The organism is Streptomyces sp. NPDC051020 (assembly GCF_040683105.1).
GTDB lineage: Bacteria > Actinomycetota > Actinomycetes > Streptomycetales > Streptomycetaceae > Streptomyces.
Genome location: NZ_JBFBCG010000012.1, coordinates 99,046 through 116,567 on the forward strand (window position 1 = coordinate 99,046; position 17,522 = coordinate 116,567).

At 71.1% G+C, this 17,522-nt stretch carries 18 protein-coding genes; 8 read left to right on the top strand and 10 right to left on the bottom strand.

From position 1 onward, the window contains the following. Positions 1-193 precede the first annotated feature (193 nt). A complete protein-coding gene (locus AB0N06_RS09530) occupies positions 194-1,624 on the bottom strand; it encodes an amino acid permease (RefSeq protein WP_366134117.1) in 1,431 nt (476 codons plus the stop codon). A gap of 419 nt (positions 1,625-2,043) precedes the next feature. Here AB0N06_RS09530 and AB0N06_RS09535 point away from each other — a divergent pair, with 419 nt between their 5' ends. Together AB0N06_RS09535 and AB0N06_RS09540 are read left to right on the top strand one after the other, a co-directional pair. After that, positions 2,044-4,200, top strand: coding sequence for a prolyl oligopeptidase family serine peptidase (locus AB0N06_RS09535; RefSeq protein ID WP_366134118.1), 2,157 nt, complete (start codon positions 2,044-2,046; stop codon positions 4,198-4,200). A 65-nt stretch (positions 4,201-4,265) separates the two neighbouring features. Continuing rightward, a complete protein-coding gene (locus AB0N06_RS09540) occupies positions 4,266-4,712 on the top strand; it encodes a Rieske (2Fe-2S) protein (RefSeq protein ID WP_366134119.1) in 447 nt (148 codons plus the stop codon). Between the two features lie 131 nt (positions 4,713-4,843). Here AB0N06_RS09540 and AB0N06_RS09545 read toward each other — a convergent pair whose 3' ends face one another. After that, positions 4,844-5,491 (bottom strand): cysteine hydrolase, encoded by a 648-nt coding sequence (locus AB0N06_RS09545; protein WP_366134120.1) that lies wholly within the window; start codon positions 5,489-5,491, stop codon positions 4,844-4,846. A gap of 143 nt (positions 5,492-5,634) precedes the next feature. Here AB0N06_RS09545 and AB0N06_RS09550 point away from each other — a divergent pair, with 143 nt between their 5' ends. Next, complete coding sequence (locus AB0N06_RS09550; protein WP_366134121.1) at positions 5,635-6,105, top strand: pyridoxamine 5'-phosphate oxidase family protein; 471 nt, start codon at positions 5,635-5,637, stop codon at positions 6,103-6,105. 24 nt (positions 6,106-6,129) lie between these two features. On the opposite strand, the gene AB0N06_RS09555 is transcribed toward AB0N06_RS09550, so the two are convergent. After that, positions 6,130-7,059, bottom strand: coding sequence for a LysR family transcriptional regulator (locus tag AB0N06_RS09555; protein WP_366134122.1), 930 nt, complete (start codon positions 7,057-7,059; stop codon positions 6,130-6,132). Between the two features lie 74 nt (positions 7,060-7,133). Here AB0N06_RS09555 and AB0N06_RS09560 point away from each other — a divergent pair, with 74 nt between their 5' ends. Then, the gene (locus AB0N06_RS09560; RefSeq protein WP_366134123.1) at positions 7,134-8,090 is read left to right on the top strand and encodes a DMT family transporter; all 957 of its coding nucleotides are present in this window, start codon (positions 7,134-7,136) and stop codon (positions 8,088-8,090) included. 75 nt (positions 8,091-8,165) lie between these two features. On the opposite strand, the gene AB0N06_RS09565 is transcribed toward AB0N06_RS09560, so the two are convergent. Continuing rightward, complete coding sequence (locus AB0N06_RS09565) at positions 8,166-9,497, bottom strand: aminotransferase class I/II-fold pyridoxal phosphate-dependent enzyme (RefSeq protein WP_366134124.1); 1,332 nt, start codon at positions 9,495-9,497, stop codon at positions 8,166-8,168. 35 nt (positions 9,498-9,532) lie between these two features. On the opposite strand from AB0N06_RS09565, the gene AB0N06_RS09570 reads away from it, so the two are divergent. Continuing rightward, entirely contained in the window at positions 9,533-10,228 is a 696-nt protein-coding gene (locus AB0N06_RS09570) for a pyridoxamine 5'-phosphate oxidase family protein (protein WP_366134125.1), read from the top strand. A gap of 41 nt (positions 10,229-10,269) precedes the next feature. Here AB0N06_RS09570 and AB0N06_RS09575 read toward each other — a convergent pair whose 3' ends face one another. From AB0N06_RS09575 to AB0N06_RS09590, 4 genes are all read right to left on the bottom strand, one after another. Beyond that, on the bottom strand, positions 10,270-11,226 hold the full coding sequence (locus AB0N06_RS09575; protein WP_366134126.1) for a DMT family transporter: 957 nt from the start codon (positions 11,224-11,226) through the stop codon (positions 10,270-10,272). 158 nt (positions 11,227-11,384) lie between these two features. Next, positions 11,385-12,395, bottom strand: a complete 1,011-nt coding sequence (locus AB0N06_RS09580; protein ID WP_366134127.1) for an EamA family transporter — start codon at positions 12,393-12,395, stop codon at positions 11,385-11,387. Between the two features lie 93 nt (positions 12,396-12,488). Further along, positions 12,489-12,692: a hypothetical protein gene (locus AB0N06_RS09585; RefSeq protein WP_366134128.1), complete on the bottom strand. Its 204-nt coding sequence runs from the start codon at positions 12,690-12,692 to the stop codon at positions 12,489-12,491. Next, positions 12,682-13,233 carry a Clp protease N-terminal domain-containing protein gene (locus AB0N06_RS09590; protein ID WP_366134153.1) on the bottom strand — a complete coding sequence of 184 codons (552 nt, stop codon included), beginning with the start codon at positions 13,231-13,233 and terminating at the stop codon, positions 12,682-12,684. Before AB0N06_RS09590 ends, AB0N06_RS09585 begins: the two co-directional genes overlap by 11 nt. A gap of 351 nt (positions 13,234-13,584) precedes the next feature. Here AB0N06_RS09590 and AB0N06_RS09595 point away from each other — a divergent pair, with 351 nt between their 5' ends. Next, positions 13,585-14,016 carry an SRPBCC family protein gene (locus tag AB0N06_RS09595; RefSeq protein ID WP_366134129.1) on the top strand — a complete coding sequence of 144 codons (432 nt, stop codon included), beginning with the start codon at positions 13,585-13,587 and terminating at the stop codon, positions 14,014-14,016. 68 nt (positions 14,017-14,084) lie between these two features. Here the strand turns inward: AB0N06_RS09595 and AB0N06_RS09600 are convergent, their stop codons facing one another. After that, positions 14,085-14,705, bottom strand: a complete 621-nt coding sequence (locus tag AB0N06_RS09600; RefSeq protein ID WP_366134130.1) for a PadR family transcriptional regulator — start codon at positions 14,703-14,705, stop codon at positions 14,085-14,087. Positions 14,706-14,840: 135 nt separating this feature from the next. Between AB0N06_RS09600 and AB0N06_RS09605 the strand changes: the two genes are divergently transcribed. Then, positions 14,841-15,662, top strand: a complete 822-nt coding sequence (locus AB0N06_RS09605; RefSeq protein ID WP_366134131.1) for a methyltransferase domain-containing protein — start codon at positions 14,841-14,843, stop codon at positions 15,660-15,662. 86 nt (positions 15,663-15,748) lie between these two features. Beyond that, the gene (locus AB0N06_RS09610; RefSeq protein WP_366134132.1) at positions 15,749-16,570 is read left to right on the top strand and encodes a PhzF family phenazine biosynthesis protein; all 822 of its coding nucleotides are present in this window, start codon (positions 15,749-15,751) and stop codon (positions 16,568-16,570) included. Between the two features lie 60 nt (positions 16,571-16,630). On the opposite strand, the gene AB0N06_RS09615 is transcribed toward AB0N06_RS09610, so the two are convergent. Next, entirely contained in the window at positions 16,631-17,410 is a 780-nt protein-coding gene (locus AB0N06_RS09615; RefSeq protein WP_366134133.1) for a CPBP family intramembrane glutamic endopeptidase, read from the bottom strand. Between the last annotated feature and the right edge of the window lie 112 nt (positions 17,411-17,522).

Consider the following 17,522-nt stretch of genomic DNA (forward strand, 5'->3'; position numbering starts at 1 on the left):
GGCCGACCTGGCCCTGACGTACCGGGTGGGACCGCGCTGGTGCGCCGGCCCACCCCGCAAGCGCTGTGCGGGTCCCCGCCACCCAAAGGGTCGATGCCGTGTCTGTCGCCCCTACGGTGACGCCTCCAGCCAGCACCTACCGACGCACCCGTCCACACCGGGCCGGTCGGCTGACCGGTCCCCCGCCGAAGCGTCAGGCGCGCGCCCTGCGGGCCGACATCCATGCGTAGACCAGGACACCCGCGAAGAGGAACAGCACGCCCTGGTAGACGGCGGCATAGCCGGAGCCCGCCAGGAGCCACATGGAGAAACCGAAGGCGGCCAGCGCGAGCACGGCGTCGCGGGCGAGGCGAGCCGGGCGGACCCGGTCGCTCTGCCCCGAGAGGAGGAAGTACAGCTGGGCCGCCGTCGCCAGGAGGTACGGAACGGTCGCGGTGAAGGTCGTGACCAGCACCAGGATCTCGAACACCCGGGCCGTCCCGGCCATGTAGTTGTAGACGGTCAGCAGCGAGGCGAGGACGACAGTGACGATCACACCGAAGGTCGACACACCCCGCCGCTTCACCGCGAAGCGTGCCGGGAACAGCCCGTCGCGGGCGGCGGCGTACGCGGTCTGGGCGCTGAGCAGCGTCCAGCCGTTGAGCGCGCCCACGATCGACACCAGAGCCGCGCAGGCGACCGCCGCGCCGCCCCACGTGCCGCCGAACATGGCGTTCACGGCGTCGGTGAAGGGGGCGCTGGAGGTGAGCAGCTTGTCGTGCGCGACGGTACCGAAGACGGCGAGGGTGCCCAGCAGGTACACCAGCGCCGCGCCGAGCGTTCCGAGGACGGTCGCCCGCCCGACGTTGCGCCGCGGGTTGCGCACCTCACCCGCGCTGACCGCCGCCGACTCGACGCCGAGGTAGCTGAAGAGCAGGATCGCGGCGGACGCCGAGACCGCGCCGAGGGCGCTGCCTTCGGTGGCCTGGAAGGGACCGAGGTTGTCCGGGTCGAAGAAGAACAGCCCGCCGATCGCAACCAGGAGCAAGGGCACGAACTTCAGCACGGTGGAGACGAGTTGCACCACGCCGACGTAACGGGTCCCGGCGAGGTTGGCGAGTGCCGGCAGCCACTGCACGACGAGTGCGGCGGTCATCATCAGCCACGGCGAATCATGCAGGGGCAGCAGCACGTCCAGGTAGCCCACGGCGGTGACGGCGAGCGCCGCATTGCTCACCCAGGAGGTGATCCAATACGACCAGGCGGCCAGGAAGCCCGCGAAATCGCCGAAGGCCTCGCGCACGTAGACGTACGGCCCGCCGGTACGTGGGTCGCGCTGCGCGAGCCGCCCGAAGACGAGCGCGAGCGCGATGGCACCGATGGTGAGCACGCCGAAGGCGACGAGGCTGACGGTGCCGTACGGGGCGACGGACGCGGGGAGCAGGAAGATGCCGCCGCCGATGATGTTGCCCATGACCAGCGCGGTGGCGACCGGAAGCCCGAAGCGCCGGGCGTGCCGGCTGCCCCCTTCGCGCTCAGGGGACGGGGGCTGCCCCTTCTGGGCGGAGGCGGGGCCTTGGGTCGGGGCCGGAGCAGGGCTGCCCGGGGTCGGAGCCGACTGCGAGACGGTTCCGGTGTCGTGCATGGGGATGGTGCGCCTTTCATCGTGCTCGGTACCGTCGCCTGCCCCGCGGGGCCTCGCCACGGCCCCCGGCCCGCGTGCAGCGGCAGCGTGCGGGCGCACGCCTGCTGCGGAAGCCGCCGGGGGGTCCATCCCATGGTCGGATATCGGACACCGCACACCAAATCACCGGTAAATGTTCACTGAAGCGCTGGCCGCGACCGAAAATCGGACGGAATGGGCCCGTGTGACCGCGCATCCTTCTCCGCAGGTTCGCAGGCTTCAGCGGCCGGCGGTCACCCGTCCGAAGGGCCAGGGGCGGTGCAGAGCCGGCCGACCCGGGCGACCGGGACAGCAGCCATGCCCTAAATGCGTTGCGTGAGAGCCGGTACCTGCCCCGATGCTGGTCGCAGCAGCGGATCACGACCGAGAGGAACACCGAGATGACCACGGCCGAAGCCGCCTCGACCGACGCCGGTGGACTGCCGCTCCAGTCGGCTCGCACCAGGCGTTTCTCGCTCGGGGTGCCCCGGCAGTTCACCGTGTCGCCCGACGGCGGGCGGGTCCTTTTCGTCAGGACGACGGGCGGCACCGACCCGGTGAGCCGCCTGTGGCTGCATGAGGACGGAGGCGAGCGGATACTCGCCGACCCGCCCGCCCTGCGGCGCGCGGACGCGGACCCCGGCGAGGTGCCGGCAGAGGAGCTGGCACGCCGGGAGCGGGCCAGGGAGACGTCGACCGGAGTGGTGTCGTACGCGACGGACGCCGAAGCCCGGCTCGTCGCCTTCGCCCTCCAGGGCGAGCTCTGGGTGGTACGGACGGACGGAGGCACCCCGCGCCAGGTCGCCACCGCCGGACCCGTGGTCGATCCGCGGCCCTCGCCCGATGGCACCTTGATCGCGTACGTCTCCGGGGGCGCACTGCGGACGGTGCGGACCGACGGGACCGACGACCGGCCGGTGGCCGTACCGGAGGAGCGGACGGAACACGTGACGTACGGGCTCTCCGACTATGTGTCGGCCGAGTCGCTCGGGCGCCCACGCGGCTACTGGTGGTCCCCCGACAGCGATGCGCTGCTGGTGGCACGCGTGGACACCTCGATGGTCCGGCGCAGGTACATCAGCGATCCGGCGAATCCGGAGCGTCCGCCACGCGCTGTGGCGTACCCGGCGGCGGGCACGGCGAACGCGGAGGTGTCGCTGCACCTGGTGCGGGTGTCGGGCGAACGGGTCGCGGTGCGGCTGCCCGCGGCCGCGGGCGAGGACCACCCGCAGGGGACCTGGACGGACCCGGCGTTCGAGTATGTCGCCACGGCCGCGTGGGACCGGCACGGTCCGCTGGTCTCCGTACAGACGCGTGATCAGCGTTCGGTGTACGTCCTGGCGGTGGATCCGGCCACGGGAGAGACCCGGACTCTGCACCGCGCCCACGATCCCGCGTGGGTCGCGCTCCGGCCGGGTACGCCGCTGCGCCTCGCCTCCGGGGCGCTCGTCGTCTCCGCGCAGCCCGGCGGCGACACCCAGGGACTGGACATCGACGGCCGTACGACACCGCCGGGACTGGAGGTCCGCGAGGTCGTCGGCGCCGTCGGTGACCGGGTGTTCTTCACCGCGAGCGAGGAGCCTACGGACATCCATGTCTGGTCGTACGTGGCTGGGTCGACCGGCGACGGTCCCGTACGCATCAGTGGGACACCGGGTGTGCACACGGCCGCGGCAGCCGGCCCCACGCTCGTACTGGACACCAGGACCCCGGACGGGCAGACGGTGTCGGTGCTGCGCGACGGTGCGCCGGCGGGGCGGATCGGAGTCCTCGCCGAGACTCCCGTGGTCACCCCGCGGCCGCTCACACTGAGCCTGGGAGAGCGGGAACTGCGCAGCCACCTGTACCTGCCGTCCTGGCACCGCCCCGGCGACGATCGTCTGCCCGTCCTGCTCAGCCCGTACGCGGGCCACGGCATGCAGTTGGTCCTGCAGGCGCGCGGCTGGTGGACCGCTGTCGCCCAGTGGTTCGCCGAGCAGGGGTTCGCGGTGCTGGTCACGGACGGGCGTGGCACTCCGGGGCGCGGCGAGGCGTGGGAGAAATCCGTGCGGGGCGACCGGCTGACGGCTGTCCTGCGGGATCAGATGGACGCGTTGCACGCGGCGGTCGCGCGGTATCCCCAACTGGACCCGGGGAGGGTGGCGATGCGCGGCTGGTCGTTCAGCGGCTATCTCGCTGCCGCGGCCGTACTGCGTCACCCGGACGTGTTCCACGCGGCGGTCGCGGGCGCCGCACCGACCGACCGGCGGCTGTACGACACCCACTGGGAGGAGCGGTTTCTCGGCCATCCGGAGGTGGACCCGGAGACGTACGAGCGCAATTCGCTGCTGGCCGAGGCGCACCGGCTGACGCGGCCGCTCATGCTGGTCCACGGACTCGCCGACGACAATGTGACCGTCGCCCACATGCTGCGGTTCTCGGCCGCGCTGCTGGCGGCGGGACGACCGCACACGGTACTGCCGCTCTCCGGGTCGACCCACCTGGTCACCCAGGAGGAGACGGCCGCCCATCTGTTGCTCCTGGAGCGCGACTTCCTGAGGAAATCCCTCAGTCGTTGAACACGGGACATCGACCGCGCGTATCCCTGGTCGAAGCCATGAACAACGTGGAAGGGAATGTCAGCATGAGCGCATCGCAGGAGCACGAGGTCCGTCCCGGGCGTCGCACCGTCGTCGCAGCCGCCGGTGCCGTCGGAGTGGCCGCCGTGCTCACCGCGTGCGGCGGCTCGAAGGACTCGGGCGGCTCGGCTGTCGTCGGACAGGCCGGTGCCGGGGGTGCTGCGGGCGTCCTGGCCAAGACCGCCGACATCCCCGAGGGCGGCGGGAAGGTCTTCGCCGACAAGGGTGTCGTCGTCACGCAGCCGAAGGCCGGGGAGTTCAAGGCGTTCTCGTCGAAGTGCACGCATCAGGGGTGCGCGGTGTCGAGCGTCTCGGGCGGCACGATCAACTGCCCGTGTCATGGCAGCAAGTTCGACGCCGCGACGGGCAGCGTGTCGGCGGGCCCGGCCACCGAACCGCTGCCCGCCGCTTCGATCAAGGTCGAGGGCGACTCGATCACGCTCGCCTCCTAGGTCCTGTCCTGTCGATCTTCACGGCGGAGGATCGTCCTCGTACTGGACGTACGTGGGCGACTGAAGACAACGCGGCGAGGTGCCGCGCCAGGCGTTCCGGGCCCACGAAGATCGGCGGGACAGGACCTGGGTCACGACCTGGCCTTCCGGGGGCCCTGCCAGCAGCCCAGCACGTCCTGCGTGGTGGCGACGGTGGCGACGAGGGCGAGCGTGTGACGGATCATCGCGGGGGTGTAGTCGGCGGGCACCCCCGCGATGGCGTCGGACGGCACGACCGCCGTGTACCCGAGGTTCACGGCGTCGAAGACGGCGTTGGGGATGGCGACATTGGCCGAGACGCCGGTGACGACGAGGGTGCGGCAGCCGAGATTGCGCAGCAGCGCGTCCACATCGGTGCCGGCGATGGGCGAGAGGCCGTGCAGCCTGCGTACGACGATGTCCTCGTCGGCCACCTCGATGGGCGCGGCGATCCGGACCGCCGGAGTACCGGAGTGCTGCTGCACGGGCAGGCGCCCGGCGGCCCGGAAGAGGCGGGCGTTGTGGTTGGCACCGCGCCCGTCGGGGCGCCTCTCGGCGACCGCGTGCAGCACCTGGACACCGGCCTCGTGGGCGGCTGCGACCAGCCGGGCGACACAGTGGAGGGCGCCGGATCCGCTTGCCTCCTTGGCGAGTTCGGGCAGTGCGCTGTCGGGGCCCACGACGCCCTGCTGGCACTCGACCGTCAGAAGCACGGTGGTGGCCGGATCGAGCTGCTCGGCGAGCTGCTCCCTGGACGGCACGGCTGCCCCTCTCGGTGGCTCCTGGTGTCTACAGGCGGTCTTTCTGTTGACGGCCGGGCGCGCGAGGCTAACGGCCATTGCGCCAGGAGGGAAGAGGATCCATGATTTCTGACACCTGGTCAGCTCATTGGAAGGGGCGCCCCATGGCCATCATTCAGCGACGGGGCCGTCGAATCATGATGACGGACGCGGAACGCGACACGTACCTCGCGGAGCAGCGCACCTGTCGGGTCGCCACCGTCTCCGCCGACGGCCGCCCGCACATCGGCGCACTCTGGTTCACCTGGGACGGCACCTCGCTCTGGCTGTACTCGATCACCCGGTCCCTGCGCTGGTCACAGCTGCGCCAGGACCCGAAGATCGCGGTGGTCGTCGACGACGGCGTGGAGTACGGAGAACTGCGTGGCGTCGAGCTCTCGGGCGAGGCAGCCTTCGTCGGCGAGGCCCCCCGTACCGGCGAGGCATGTCCCGAACTGGACCTTCCGGAGCGGCTGTTCGCGGCGAAGTACTTCGGAATGGGCGTGATGCCGCACGACGGGCGGCACGCGTGGCTGCGGCTCACCCCGGAGGCGATCACCTCCTGGGACTTCCGGAAGCTGGCAAACCCGGCCTGATTCCACCGCCCCGCCGCCACGAGGTCAGGCCGCACCGTCCCCGTTCAACGGAGCATCGAAATCCCGGCCCGCCGCACGCAGGGCCGCAACCGCCGCCCTGATCGACGGGCGGCGGTCCGCATCCGCCCGCCACACGGCGTGGACGTGCCGTCTCATCTTCTGCCGCACGGGCACGAGCCGCACCCCGTCCGGCACAGCCCCCCGCCCCAGCCGGGGCGCCACGCAGACGCCCGCCCCGGCGGCGATCAGTGCGAGCTGGGTGTGGTGTTCGCCCGCGAGATGAGCGATGCGCGGCTCGATTCCCTTGGAGCGCAGCGTGAACATCAGCCAGTCGTGACAGAACTCGCCTTCCGGCCAGGAGATCCAGTCGTCTTCGGCGAAGTCCTCCAGATCCACTTCCGTCCGGTCCGCGAGCGGGTGACCGGCCGGCATCGCGATGTCCGCTGCGTCGTCGAGCAGTTCGGCCATCGCCAGACCACCGGGGACCGGCAGCCTCTTGTTGCTCCAGTCGAGCACCACCGCCAAGTCGATATCACCCCGCATCACGGCACGGATGCCGGCTTCCGGCTCCAACTCAGCAGTGCGCACCTTCAGTTCGGGGTGGTCCGTGCGCAGCGTGGCAAGCATCGCCGGGAACAGTCCGCGCGCTGCGGTGGGAAACGCGCCGAGCCGGATCTCACCCACCACCTCTCCGCGCTGGGCCTCGATGTCGGACTGCGCCAGCTCGACCTGGGACAGGATCCTCGCGGCATGGTCGGCGAGCAGTTGCCCCGCGTCGGTGAGCCGGACCCCGCGGCCGTTCCTGGCGAGGAGCTGCTGCCTCACTTCGCGCTCCAGTTTGGCCAGCTGCTGGGAGACTGCCGACGTGGTGACATGCAGGAACTCGGCCGCGCCGCTCACTGAACCGAAGCGGGCGAGAGCGTCCAGGGTGCGCAGGCGCTCGAGGTTCAACATGTAAGTGATGCTACGCGAAGACGGGCACAAAGTCTCACTTGTCCTACGCGGTTGAATTCGTCATCGTTGTCCTCATGACCGCGCCCACCGCGACCGCCGCCCCCACCCGGGCGACCGGTGCTCCCGCTCCCTCCTCCGCACGCCGCCCCGCACTGGACTGGCGGATCCGCTTCGCGGCACTGTCGCTCATCTGGGGATTCAGCTTTCTCCTGATCAAGGTCGGCACCGAGGCGTACGCCCCGTTCCAGGTGACGCTCGGCCGACTGCTGTCGGGGACGGCGGTGCTGGCCGTCGCCATGGTGGTGCGCCGTGAGCGGCTGCCGCGCGCCGCCCGCACCTGGGGCCACCTCGCCGTCGCCGCGTTCTTCCTCAACGCGCTGCCGTTCTCGCTCTTCGCCTACTCCGAACAGACCATCCCGTCGACACTGGCCGGCATCTGCAACGCCACCTCGCCGCTGTGGGGGATGGCGCTGTCCCTCGTCGCGCTCTCCGAGGACCGGCCGACCCGTCGCCGCGTGGCAGGACTCGGCCTCGGCTTCCTCGGCGTGCTGACGGTACTGGGCGCGTGGCAGGGCTTCTCCGGGCTGGACTTCAGTGGCACGGCGATGGCGCTCCTCGCCTCCCTCAGCTACCCGGTCGGCTGGATCTACGTCCGCCGGACCCTGGCGGGCAGCGGGTCGTCCACCCTCGCCCTGACCGGCAGCCAGCTCTTCCTCGGCACCGTGCAGATCGCCCTGGTCACCCCTCTGTTCACGTCGGCCCCGGAGGGCTTTCCCCTGCTGCCGACGCTCGCCGTCCTCGCGCTGGGGGCGCTCGGTACGGGCCTTGCGGTGCTGATGCAGTACGGCCTGGTCGAGGAGGTCGGACCGACGACCGCACAGATGGTCACGTACTTCATTCCGGTCATCGCCACCGCGGCCGGGGTCGCCCTGCTCGGCGAACAGCTGACCTGGAACACCCCGGTCGGCGCCGTGATCGTCCTGACGGGCGCCGCCCTGACCCAGAGCAGAGCCCGTAAACCCAAGCCCTGACCGCTCGCCCCGCCCCATCGGACCACCGCGTCCGAGTCCGAACCGCTCCCCCCGCACCACCGAACACCACCCGGCTCAGCCGTAATTCATCGGGCGGAGCGGTCCCGCCGCTGCCGCCACCGCATCCGCCAGCGGCTCGATGTCGGCCGCCGTGAGCGGTGACACGGTGAGCCGGACCCCCTGCGGTGCGGCGACCCGGAACCGCGCCCCGGGCGCCACCGCCCAGCCCGCGCCCAGCAGCCGGGCGACGGTCCCCGTCTCGTCACTCACCGGCACCCACACATTCATGCCGCTGCGGCCGTACGCCTCGACACCGCGCTTCTTCAGCGCCCGGACGAGCGCGTCCCGCCGCTCCCCGTACGACCGAGCGACCGCGTCGATGTCGACGGCACCCGAGGTCAGCAGGTGCGCCACCGCCCGCTGCAGGAGCCTGCTGACCCAGCCGGGCCCCAGCCCCTGCCTCCCCAGGACCCGGTCGACCGTGACCGCGTCCCCGGTCAGCACGGCAACCCGCAGATCGGGCCCGTACGCCTTGGCGGCCGACCGCACGAACGCCCACCGGTCCGTGACACCCGCCAGCGGATGCAGCGGCAGATCGACGATGGCATGCCCGTGATCGTCCTCGATCAGCAGCACTCCGCGGTGACCGGCGAGAACGCGGCGCAACTCCTCGGCGCGCGCCGCCCCGACAGCGGCACCTGTCGGGTTCTGCGCCCGGTCCGTCACCACGAGTGCACGGGCACCGGCGCTGAGCGCCCCTTCGACGGCGTCGGGCGATGGCCCCTCGTCGTCCACAGGGATCGGCACGGGACGCAGACCCAGCGCCGGCACGAGATCGAGCAGGGAGCCCCAGCCGGGGTCCTCGACGGCGACCGCGTCACCGGGCTTGAGATGAGCGACCAGCACCCGCTCGATCGCGTCCAAGGATCCGGAGGTGACGGCCACGGGCCCGGCGGGCACCCCGTCGGCGTCGAGGGCGGCGCGTGCCAGTGCGGCGAACTCCGGGTCCACCGGCGCTTCTCCGTACATCCCCGGCCGCTCCGCATACGCCCGCGTGGCCGCCGCGAACGCCTCGTCCAGTGGTGGCAGCAACGCCGGATCAGGGTTCCCCTCTCCCAGATCGCGTACCCCGGGCGGCGCCTCGACCCGGAGCGAGCCACGCGCCGTACTGGCGGGGCGCGGACGCACCCGACTCCCCCGGCGACCGGCCGTCTCGATCACCCCGCGCTCGCGAAGGGTGCGGTAGGCGGCCGCGACCGTATTCGGATTGACCTCCAATTGGGTGGCCAACTCGCGCATGGGCGGCAGCACTTGCCCGGGCGCAAGCGCGCCCGACCCGACCGCCCGCTCGACACTCGCGGCAATCTCCGAGGCGCGCCGCCCGACGATCCGATACTCTTCTAGCACAAACATGATTATGCACTAGTGCAATGGAGTTGGCCATGCCGGACACCGCACCGCCGCAGACCACGGGCCCGGAGGCAACAGCCCCGTACGAACCGACCGAGCGCACCGTCCCGACCCGCTCCAGGGAGCGGGCGTCGTACGACCGGGAGCTGGTCCACTCGATACTCGACGAGGCCTACCTCTGCCATCTCGGCTTCGTTCGCGACGGCGCACCGGTCGTCCTGCCCACACTCTTCGGCCGGATCGGCGAGCGGCTGTACGTACACGGCTCGACCGGCTCGCGGCCGCTTCGGCAGGCCGGTGAGACGGCCCCCGGCCTGCCCGTCTGCCTCACGGTGACGCATGTCGACGGGCTGGTGCTGGCCCGCTCCGCCTTCCACCACTCGATCAACTACCGCTCCGTGGTGGTCCACGGCATCGCCCGCACGGTGACCGACCCCGAGGAGCGGCGTACCGCGCTCGACGCGATCGTCGACCATGTCGTCCCGGGCCGGACCGCGGACTCCCGCCCGGCGAACGCCAAGGAACTCGCCGCGACGGCCGTGATCCGGCTGGACCTCGACGAGGTGTCCGCAAAGGTGCGCACCGGAGGCCCGAACGACGATCCGGACGATCTCGCGCTGCCGCACTGGGCCGGCGTCGTTCCGCTGGCCCGCGGCTACCGCGCGCCGCAGCCGTCGGACGACCTCGATCCGGCCATCGCGGTGCCGGACTATCTGACCGTTCTCTGATGCCCGGGGGCGGCCACCACCGGTGGCCGCCCCCGGCACCGTCAGGCGGGAACGGCCGCCCGGCGGCGGGCACTAGCCGCACTGCGCGTCTCGGCGACGGCAAGCCCCGCCACCGCCGCGAGGAGCAGCAGCGTGCCGGCCACCGTGGCCGCGGTGAGCTGCTCCCGGAGCACGACGACGGCGATGACCGCGGCACTCACCGGTTCGAGCAGCATGATCACGGACACCGTAGCGGCCCGCACCACCGCAGCGCCCGCGAAGTAGAGGGCGTAGGCGAGCGCGGTAGGGACGGCCGCCACGTACACCAGCAGCCACACCACCTGGGCGGCGTCCGCGGTGTGCGGCACAAGTCCTTCCGCAGCCGCCATCGGCAGCAGCCCGAGCGCACCGATCCCGAAGGCCCACGCGCTGGTGGCGAGCGGGTCCGAGCCGCCGCCGTCGCGGCCGAGCCACCGGGTCAGCAAGGTGATGGCGGCGTATCCGGAGGCGGAGAGCAGCGCCAGTGCGACTCCGGCAGGACGCACCACAGCGCCTTCACCGCCGAGCACCAGCACAGCGAGCCCGGCGAGCGCGCCCAGCACCGCGGCAAGCCCCCCGCCGCCGAGCCGCTCCCCCATGGTCAGCCGCGCGCCGACGGCGATGAGTACGGGCCCGGCGCCGAGGGTGACGACGGTCCCGACCGCGAGACCGGTCGCTTCGACGGCCGCGAAGTAGGCGCTCTGGAACAGGGTGAGGCCGACGCCGGTCCCGAGGATGCGCAGCAGGCGGCGCCGCCGCGACTCGGCGGAGACGGCCGCGCGTCGTGGCCGCAGCACGAGCGCGGCGAGCAGCAGCACGAGACCGCCGACGCAGCGCCAGAACGAGAGGGCGAGAGGGCCGAGATCGCTGACCCGGAAGATCAGCGAGGCGGCAGCCCCCGCGGTCCCCCAGGCCACCCCGGCGACGATCAGATAGAACAGGCTTCGCCCAACGGGCAGGCGGGAAGCAGGATTCGGCACGTGCACTTCTCCTGAGGAAGACAGATAGTGGTCGCTCGGCTCGGCACGCGGGCAGCGACGATCCGCTCGGGGACTTCCCGAGCCCGGTCTTCGTCAGGAGTGGCGGCCCGCGCTAGGCGGCAGGCGGCGGAAGCACAGTGAGATGCATGATCGGCACATTACGTGGCGGCGCGGCGGGCGGACAACTCGCCCTCGACGGCGCCCCGGCCGCTGCCCCCGCCCACCCCCGACGCGACGGGGCCGGAGGGGGCCTTGGGCGTCGACGACTGGGCGATGAACGCACCGATCAGCACCATGGCGCCGCCGATGAGCTGCGGCGCTGCGAGATGTTCCCCGAGCAGCACCCAGGCGAGCACGGTAGCGATGACCGCCTCCAGGCAGGCGACGACACCCGCCACCGCAGGAGACAGCAGCCGCACCGAGATCACGCCGGTGACATAGGCGATCACGGTGGCGAGCAGCACGATCCAGCCGAGCAGCAACCAGGCGGGAACCTCCGTGCCGTTCATGCCGGTGCTGCCGCCGAGGACCGACCAGTCCATCCCCCAGGGCTGTGCCACCACCGTGAGGACGGCTGCACCGATCAACAGTCCGTACGCGATGACGCCGACCGGGTGCGGAGGCTCCGCGCCCGCCGCCTTGTCCCCGCTCCCCGGGTCGGAGAGGACGAAGTAGCCGACCTGGCAGCAGGCGGCACCGAGGGCAAGCAGCAGCCCGACCGCATCGAAGCTCAGCCCGGACCACACCTCGACCACGCAGGCGAGACCGCCGACCGCGAGAACGACGCCGACCGCGGCGGCCCGGGTGACGGGACGGCGCTGCACGAACCGGACCCAGCCGAGGACGAGCGCGGGCGCCAGATATTCGACCAGCAGCGCGACACCGACGGGTATACGGGAGATCGCGGCGAAATAGCAGGCCTGGACGCCCGCGACGGCGAGCAGCCCGAAGCCCAGCAGCAGCACGGGACGGCTGCGTACGAGATCCCGGTGACGCCACGCCACGGGAAGCATGACGAGGGCGGCGCCCGCCACCCGTAGCCACACCACATGGAGCGGGTCGAGCCCTGCCTCGATCAGCGGCTTGGCCGCCACCCCGGAACCACCGAATGCGAACGCCGAGGCCAGGGCTAGTCCCAGGCCGGCGCTTCTCCCCTGAGACGCGTGCATCGGCACATCATGACAGCTGCCGTCATGAGCGTCACCCCGGTGACCACTGTCGCACGTAACACTCCGATACCACTGCGGTCTCCGACTGTCGCACTATCGCACGCGCTCTCCGATCCGGGCGACGGCCGGGCCGTCCATGTAGTCGCGTACCCGCGTGATCACCCGGATGTGGAGGATCAGCAGTCCGGGGATGGTGAAGCCGGAACCGCCGGTCGGCACCGACGCCCTCCGCGACACCCCGGCCGACCACATCGCCACGCCGAGGCGCCCGCGCGACGAGGGGCTGTCAGTCCCCACCCGGCGCATCGACGATCCGGCCGGCGAGCCGCACCGCATCGACACCGGCCCGCTCCAGCACCTCGACAGCCCTGCATTCCGGGTCGGCGGCGAGTGCCGCGAGCAGATCGAGCCCGCCGGCCCGCACTTCCCCGCGCAGCTCCGCGCGCTCCCTGGCACCGGCCATCGCCGACAGAGCCGAGGGCGACCAGCCCTCCACCCCCGCGTCCCCTGCCTCGGCCGCCACCTGAGTGACGACCGGAACCGCGCCGGAGTCCTCCACGGTGCCCTGCCAGCGAAGCCCGTAACCGATGGAGCGCTGCACGAGGTAGCCCAGCACCTTCGCGAGCTGTGGTCCGCCCTCGAAGGCGGTGCGGACCTCTGGATCCGACTCGATGAGGGAATGCAGCAGATGAGCCGTGTCGATCTGCCGGTCACCGTCACGCAGGGCGCGCCTGCGGGCACCCGTCACCACCGAGGCCAGCTCCACGGTGAGTCTGACTCCGAGTTCAGCACGGTTCGGTGCGGGCTGCTGAGGAATCCGCGGCGTCCGGTTTTGCACACCTCTCACCCCATCAGTCCCTGGGCGTCTGAGCATCCCCGGAAGGGCTCATTTACGCATCCCGCCGAAGTTGGGGACACCAGAGCGGTTCCTCCTCCTTACGGATGAGATCTCGCCATTCGCGGATCCGATTGCCGGAAACGGCGCGCGCCGCCTTGCCCTGCGCTCCACGAGCCGCCCGTCCACTGTCACGCCGACGGCCTGCACCCCCGCATCGCCGACCGGTTGGAGGCGGCTCCAATCCGGCACAGAGAGCACATCCACCAGATCTGACAGTTCATCAGTATTGAATGTTCTCGCCACTGCGGCTACGTTCCGCGACACCGTAACCCGACGAGAAGGGGTGGTCGCATGGCCGAAGTCAGTGCCGAAGCGCGTTTCGAAGCGTCGGCCGAGAAGGTCTGGGCCCAGCTGACGGACTTCACCGCGTACGGCCAGTGGAACGCCACCCACACCAGCTTCCCCAAAGGCGGCCCGGCCACACTCGAACTCGCGGCCACCTACGAGGAGAACATGAAGCTCATGGGCTTCCCCGCCGAGGTGACCTGGACCGTGGCGGAGCTGGAGACCGCCCGGCTGCTGACCACCAAGGGCAAGGGGCCGATGGGCGTCGACCTGGCGATGCGCTACTCACTGACGCCTGACGGCGATGCCACCACGGTCCGGATCGACGGAGAGTTCACCGGAGCCGCGGTCTCCCTGATGGCGGGCAAACTCAAGGACTCGGCGACCGCGGCACTCGTGGAGTCGCTGCGCAAACTGGGCGGCCTGGTCGCCGCCTGACCACCGCCGGACGAACGAAGGGCCCTGCGGCTCAGCCACAGGGCCCATCGCCGGGACCACCCCTCGGGTCATTGCTCGTCGGCAAGGATCAGATAGAGCTTCTTCCGGGCGTCGTTGATCAGCGACAGCGCCTTCTGACGCTGATCGGCCGAGCCGGTCTTCCAGACCTGGCCGAACGCCTCCATCAAACCGAAGCCGGCCTGCCGGATCTCGTTGACGCTCTCCCAGTCGATCCCGCGCCCGGCCTCCTCCCAGGGCGCGTCGGGCCCGGATTCCGCCTCGGTTCGGCCGGCGTCGGTGAGCGTGAACAGCTTCTTGCCGCCCTCGCTCGCGCTGACGATCAGCCCCTCGTCCTCCAGCAGCTGGAGGGTCGGATAGACCGAGCCGGGGCTGGGCCGCCAGGCCCCGCCGCTGCGCTCGCCGATCTCCTGGATCATCTCGTACCCGTGCATCGGCCGGTCCTTCAGCAGCGCCAGGATCGAAGCGCGTACGTCACCGCGCCGCGCCCTCCCCCGGCCGCCACCGCGACCGCGTCCCCCGCCGAAGGGGCCGCCACCGAACGGGCCACCGCCGAACGGGGGTCCGAACTGCCCGAATGCGGCACGGCGGCCCTCGAAGTCACCCCGACCGTGATGACCGGGCCCGCAGCGCCCATGTCCGTGCTCATGCTCGTGCCCATGTGAACGCATCGCTACGCTCCTTCCATCGCTGATCTGTCGCGATGCTTCAACGATATATCGGAACTGCTCGTACGACAATCGCTTCGGATGGGCCTTGCCTTGCATACTTACTCCCGAGACGCACAGGACGAAGGGAGAGGCGACATGACTGCACCCGGCCTGGAGCACGGGCACGGCCCGGACCACGGCTACCTGCTGGACAACCGGCAGAACGAGGCGGGCATCCGCTTCGGCGCCCTCGCCGAACTCTTCGACCCGGTGACCTTCCGGCATGTCGACCGGCTCGGTATCACCGCGGGCATGCGCTGCTGGGAGGTCGGAGCCGGCGGCCCCTCCGTTCCCGCCGGCCTGGCCGCGCGAGTCGGTCCGACCGGCGCGGTGGTCGCGACGGACATCGATGTGTCGTGGGCGCAGGGCGCCGCGGACGACATCGTCGAGGTACTGCGCCACGATGTCGCCGCCGATCCCCCGCCCCCCGGTCGCTTCGACCTGGTCCATGCCCGGCTGGTCCTGGTGCACGTCACCGACCGTGCCGAGGCGGTGCGCCGCATGATTCAGGCGCTGCGGCCCGGTGGTGTACTCCTCCTGGAGGACGCCGACCCCGGGTTGCAGCCGCTGCTGTGCCCGGACGAGTCGGGCCCCGAACAGCGCCTCGCCAATCGCCTCCGGTCAGGCTTCCGCGAACTCATGGCGGCCCGCGGTGCAGACCTCGCCTACGGCCGGACTCTGCCCCGACTGCTGCGCGAGGCGGGTCTGGACGATGTGCAGGCCGATGCGTACTTCCCGATCACCTCACCGGCGTGCACCGTCCTTGAGGCCGCCACCGTGCGCCAGATCCGCGACCGGCTCGTGACGTCGGGTCTCGCCACCGACGAGGAGATCGACCGGCACCTGAAGAACGTCGCCACCGGACGCCTCGATCTGGCCACCGCTCCGCTCGTCTCCGCATGGGGGCGCCGGCCGTAGCGCCCCGAGGAGGCTCTCGGAATCCCGGGCCGGCGACCTGGAATTGGCCTTGGTCCGCCGCTGTCCAGAACCTCTACGGTCATCCCATGAGGATCCGAATCGTCGACGCGTTCACCAACCGCCCGTTCACCGGCAACCCCGCAGCCGTCCTGCTCCTGGACTCCGACGCCTTCCCCGAAGCCGACCGGCTCCAGCAGGTCGCTCTGGAGATGAATCTCTCCGAGACCGCCTTCGCGCACCCCCTGCCGCCGGGCGGAGAGGCGGACTGGGCGCTGCGCTGGTTCACCCCGACCACCGAAGTGGACATGTGCGGGCACGCCACCCTCGCCACGGCCCACGTCCTGCGCACGACCGGAAGGGCCGACGGAACGGTGCGCTTCGCCGCCCGCTGCGGGATCCTCACCTCCACCGCCCATCCGGACGGCTCGCTCACACTCGACTTCCCCACAGCGCCGCTCACGCCGGCCTCCACCCCGGCCGGACTGGCCGTCGCCCTGGGCGCGGAACCGCTGTCCGTCCACGACACCGGCGCCCACATCGGCGACCTCCTCGTCGAACTGGCCGACGAGGAGTCCGTACGCGCACTGACCCCGGACTTCGCCGGGCTGGCCGCCTGCTCACGGCGCGGCATCATCGCCACGGCCGCCGCCGAGGACCCGGCCCGTGGCTACGACTACGTCTCCCGCGGCTTCTTCCCCCGGGTCGGTATCGACGAGGACCCGGTCACCGGCAGCGCCCACACCGCCCTGGCCCCCTTCTGGTCGGCCCGGTTCGGCCGTGACGAGCTGACCGGTCTCCAGGCCTCCGCCCGTTCCGGCCTGGTCCGAACATCGCTGCGCGGCGACCGCACACTGCTGACGGGCAGCGCGGTGACGGTCGTCGACGGAGAACTGCTGACCACGCTCTGAACCGACGAGACGAGGGGCGTACGCAATGATCGGTACGCCCCCTGTTTGCGCGCCGTCCCCTCACGGCGTGGGCAGCCACCCCACCTTGCCGGCCAGCAGCGCGTATCCGACGAACGCTCCGATGTCGAGCAGCGCATGCGCCGCGACCAGGGGCCCGACACGCCCCCAACGCCGGTACAGCAGCACGAAGACGACGCCCATCACCATGTTGCCGATGAACCCGCCGATCCCCTGATACAGGTGGTACGAGCCGCGCAGCACCGAACTCGCCACCAAGGCGGCCATCGGCGTCCACCCCAACTGTCCGAGTCTGCGCAGCAGATACCCGACGACGATCACTTCCTCCAGCACGGCGTTCTGGAGTGCGGAGAGGATCAGTACCGGGAATTTCCACCACACGTCGGGCAGCGACTCCGGAACCACCGTGAGGTTGAAACCGGCGGCCCGCGCCACCAGATAGAAGGCCAGCCCGGCGCTGCCGATGCCCGCCGCGATCACCGTGCCGCGCCCCAGGTCCGACCCGGGTCTGGTCCGGTCGAAGCCGATGGCCCGCAGGCCCACGCCCTCCCTTGTCAGCAGATGCGCCACCAGCGCCACGGGGACCAGGGCCGTGGCGATGCCGAAGAGCTGCCAGGCGAGATCCAGCCATGGTCGTCCCGGGGCGTATGAACCGTTGAGCGTCGCGGCCTGATGCTTCAAACCCCCTGGTTTCGTCAGTGATCCGACAAAACTGATGAGAGCAGACACTCCGCTGGCACCCAGCGAGAGAGCCAGCACCAGCACCGTTTCGGACCGCAGAATCCGCCGTGACACGGCCTCTCGGGGACAAGAATCAGCCACGCACCCCTCCGTCACCTGTACACCTGCCTTCAGTTGTGCATTCGCATCTCATCCCGCTCCCCACGTCCCGCTGCGGTCTCGAATGCAGGTACGAAGATCATGCGCGACCGGC

What these genes read in the sequence shown, in the direction of transcription:
- AB0N06_RS09570 (WP_366134125.1), top strand. Translation starts at nt 9,533, where the DNA reads ATGCCGGACACCGCACCGCCGCAGACCACGGGCCCGGAGGCAACAGCC.
- AB0N06_RS09580 (WP_366134127.1), bottom strand. Translation starts at nt 12,395, where the DNA reads ATGCACGCGTCTCAGGGGAGAAGCGCCGGCCTGGGACTAGCCCTGGCC.
- AB0N06_RS09595 (WP_366134129.1), top strand. Translation starts at nt 13,585, where the DNA reads ATGGCCGAAGTCAGTGCCGAAGCGCGTTTCGAAGCGTCGGCCGAGAAG.
- AB0N06_RS09560 (WP_366134123.1), top strand. Translation starts at nt 7,134, where the DNA reads ATGACCGCGCCCACCGCGACCGCCGCCCCCACCCGGGCGACCGGTGCT.
- AB0N06_RS09540 (WP_366134119.1), top strand. Translation starts at nt 4,266, where the DNA reads ATGAGCGCATCGCAGGAGCACGAGGTCCGTCCCGGGCGTCGCACCGTC.
- AB0N06_RS09555 (WP_366134122.1), bottom strand. Translation starts at nt 7,059, where the DNA reads ATGTTGAACCTCGAGCGCCTGCGCACCCTGGACGCTCTCGCCCGCTTC.
- AB0N06_RS09600 (WP_366134130.1), bottom strand. Translation starts at nt 14,705, where the DNA reads ATGCGTTCACATGGGCACGAGCATGAGCACGGACATGGGCGCTGCGGG.
- AB0N06_RS09530 (WP_366134117.1), bottom strand. Translation starts at nt 1,624, where the DNA reads ATGCACGACACCGGAACCGTCTCGCAGTCGGCTCCGACCCCGGGCAGC.
- AB0N06_RS09535 (WP_366134118.1), top strand. Translation starts at nt 2,044, where the DNA reads ATGACCACGGCCGAAGCCGCCTCGACCGACGCCGGTGGACTGCCGCTC.
- AB0N06_RS09610 (WP_366134132.1), top strand. Translation starts at nt 15,749, where the DNA reads ATGAGGATCCGAATCGTCGACGCGTTCACCAACCGCCCGTTCACCGGC.
- AB0N06_RS09550 (WP_366134121.1), top strand. Translation starts at nt 5,635, where the DNA reads ATGGCCATCATTCAGCGACGGGGCCGTCGAATCATGATGACGGACGCG.
- AB0N06_RS09605 (WP_366134131.1), top strand. Translation starts at nt 14,841, where the DNA reads ATGACTGCACCCGGCCTGGAGCACGGGCACGGCCCGGACCACGGCTAC.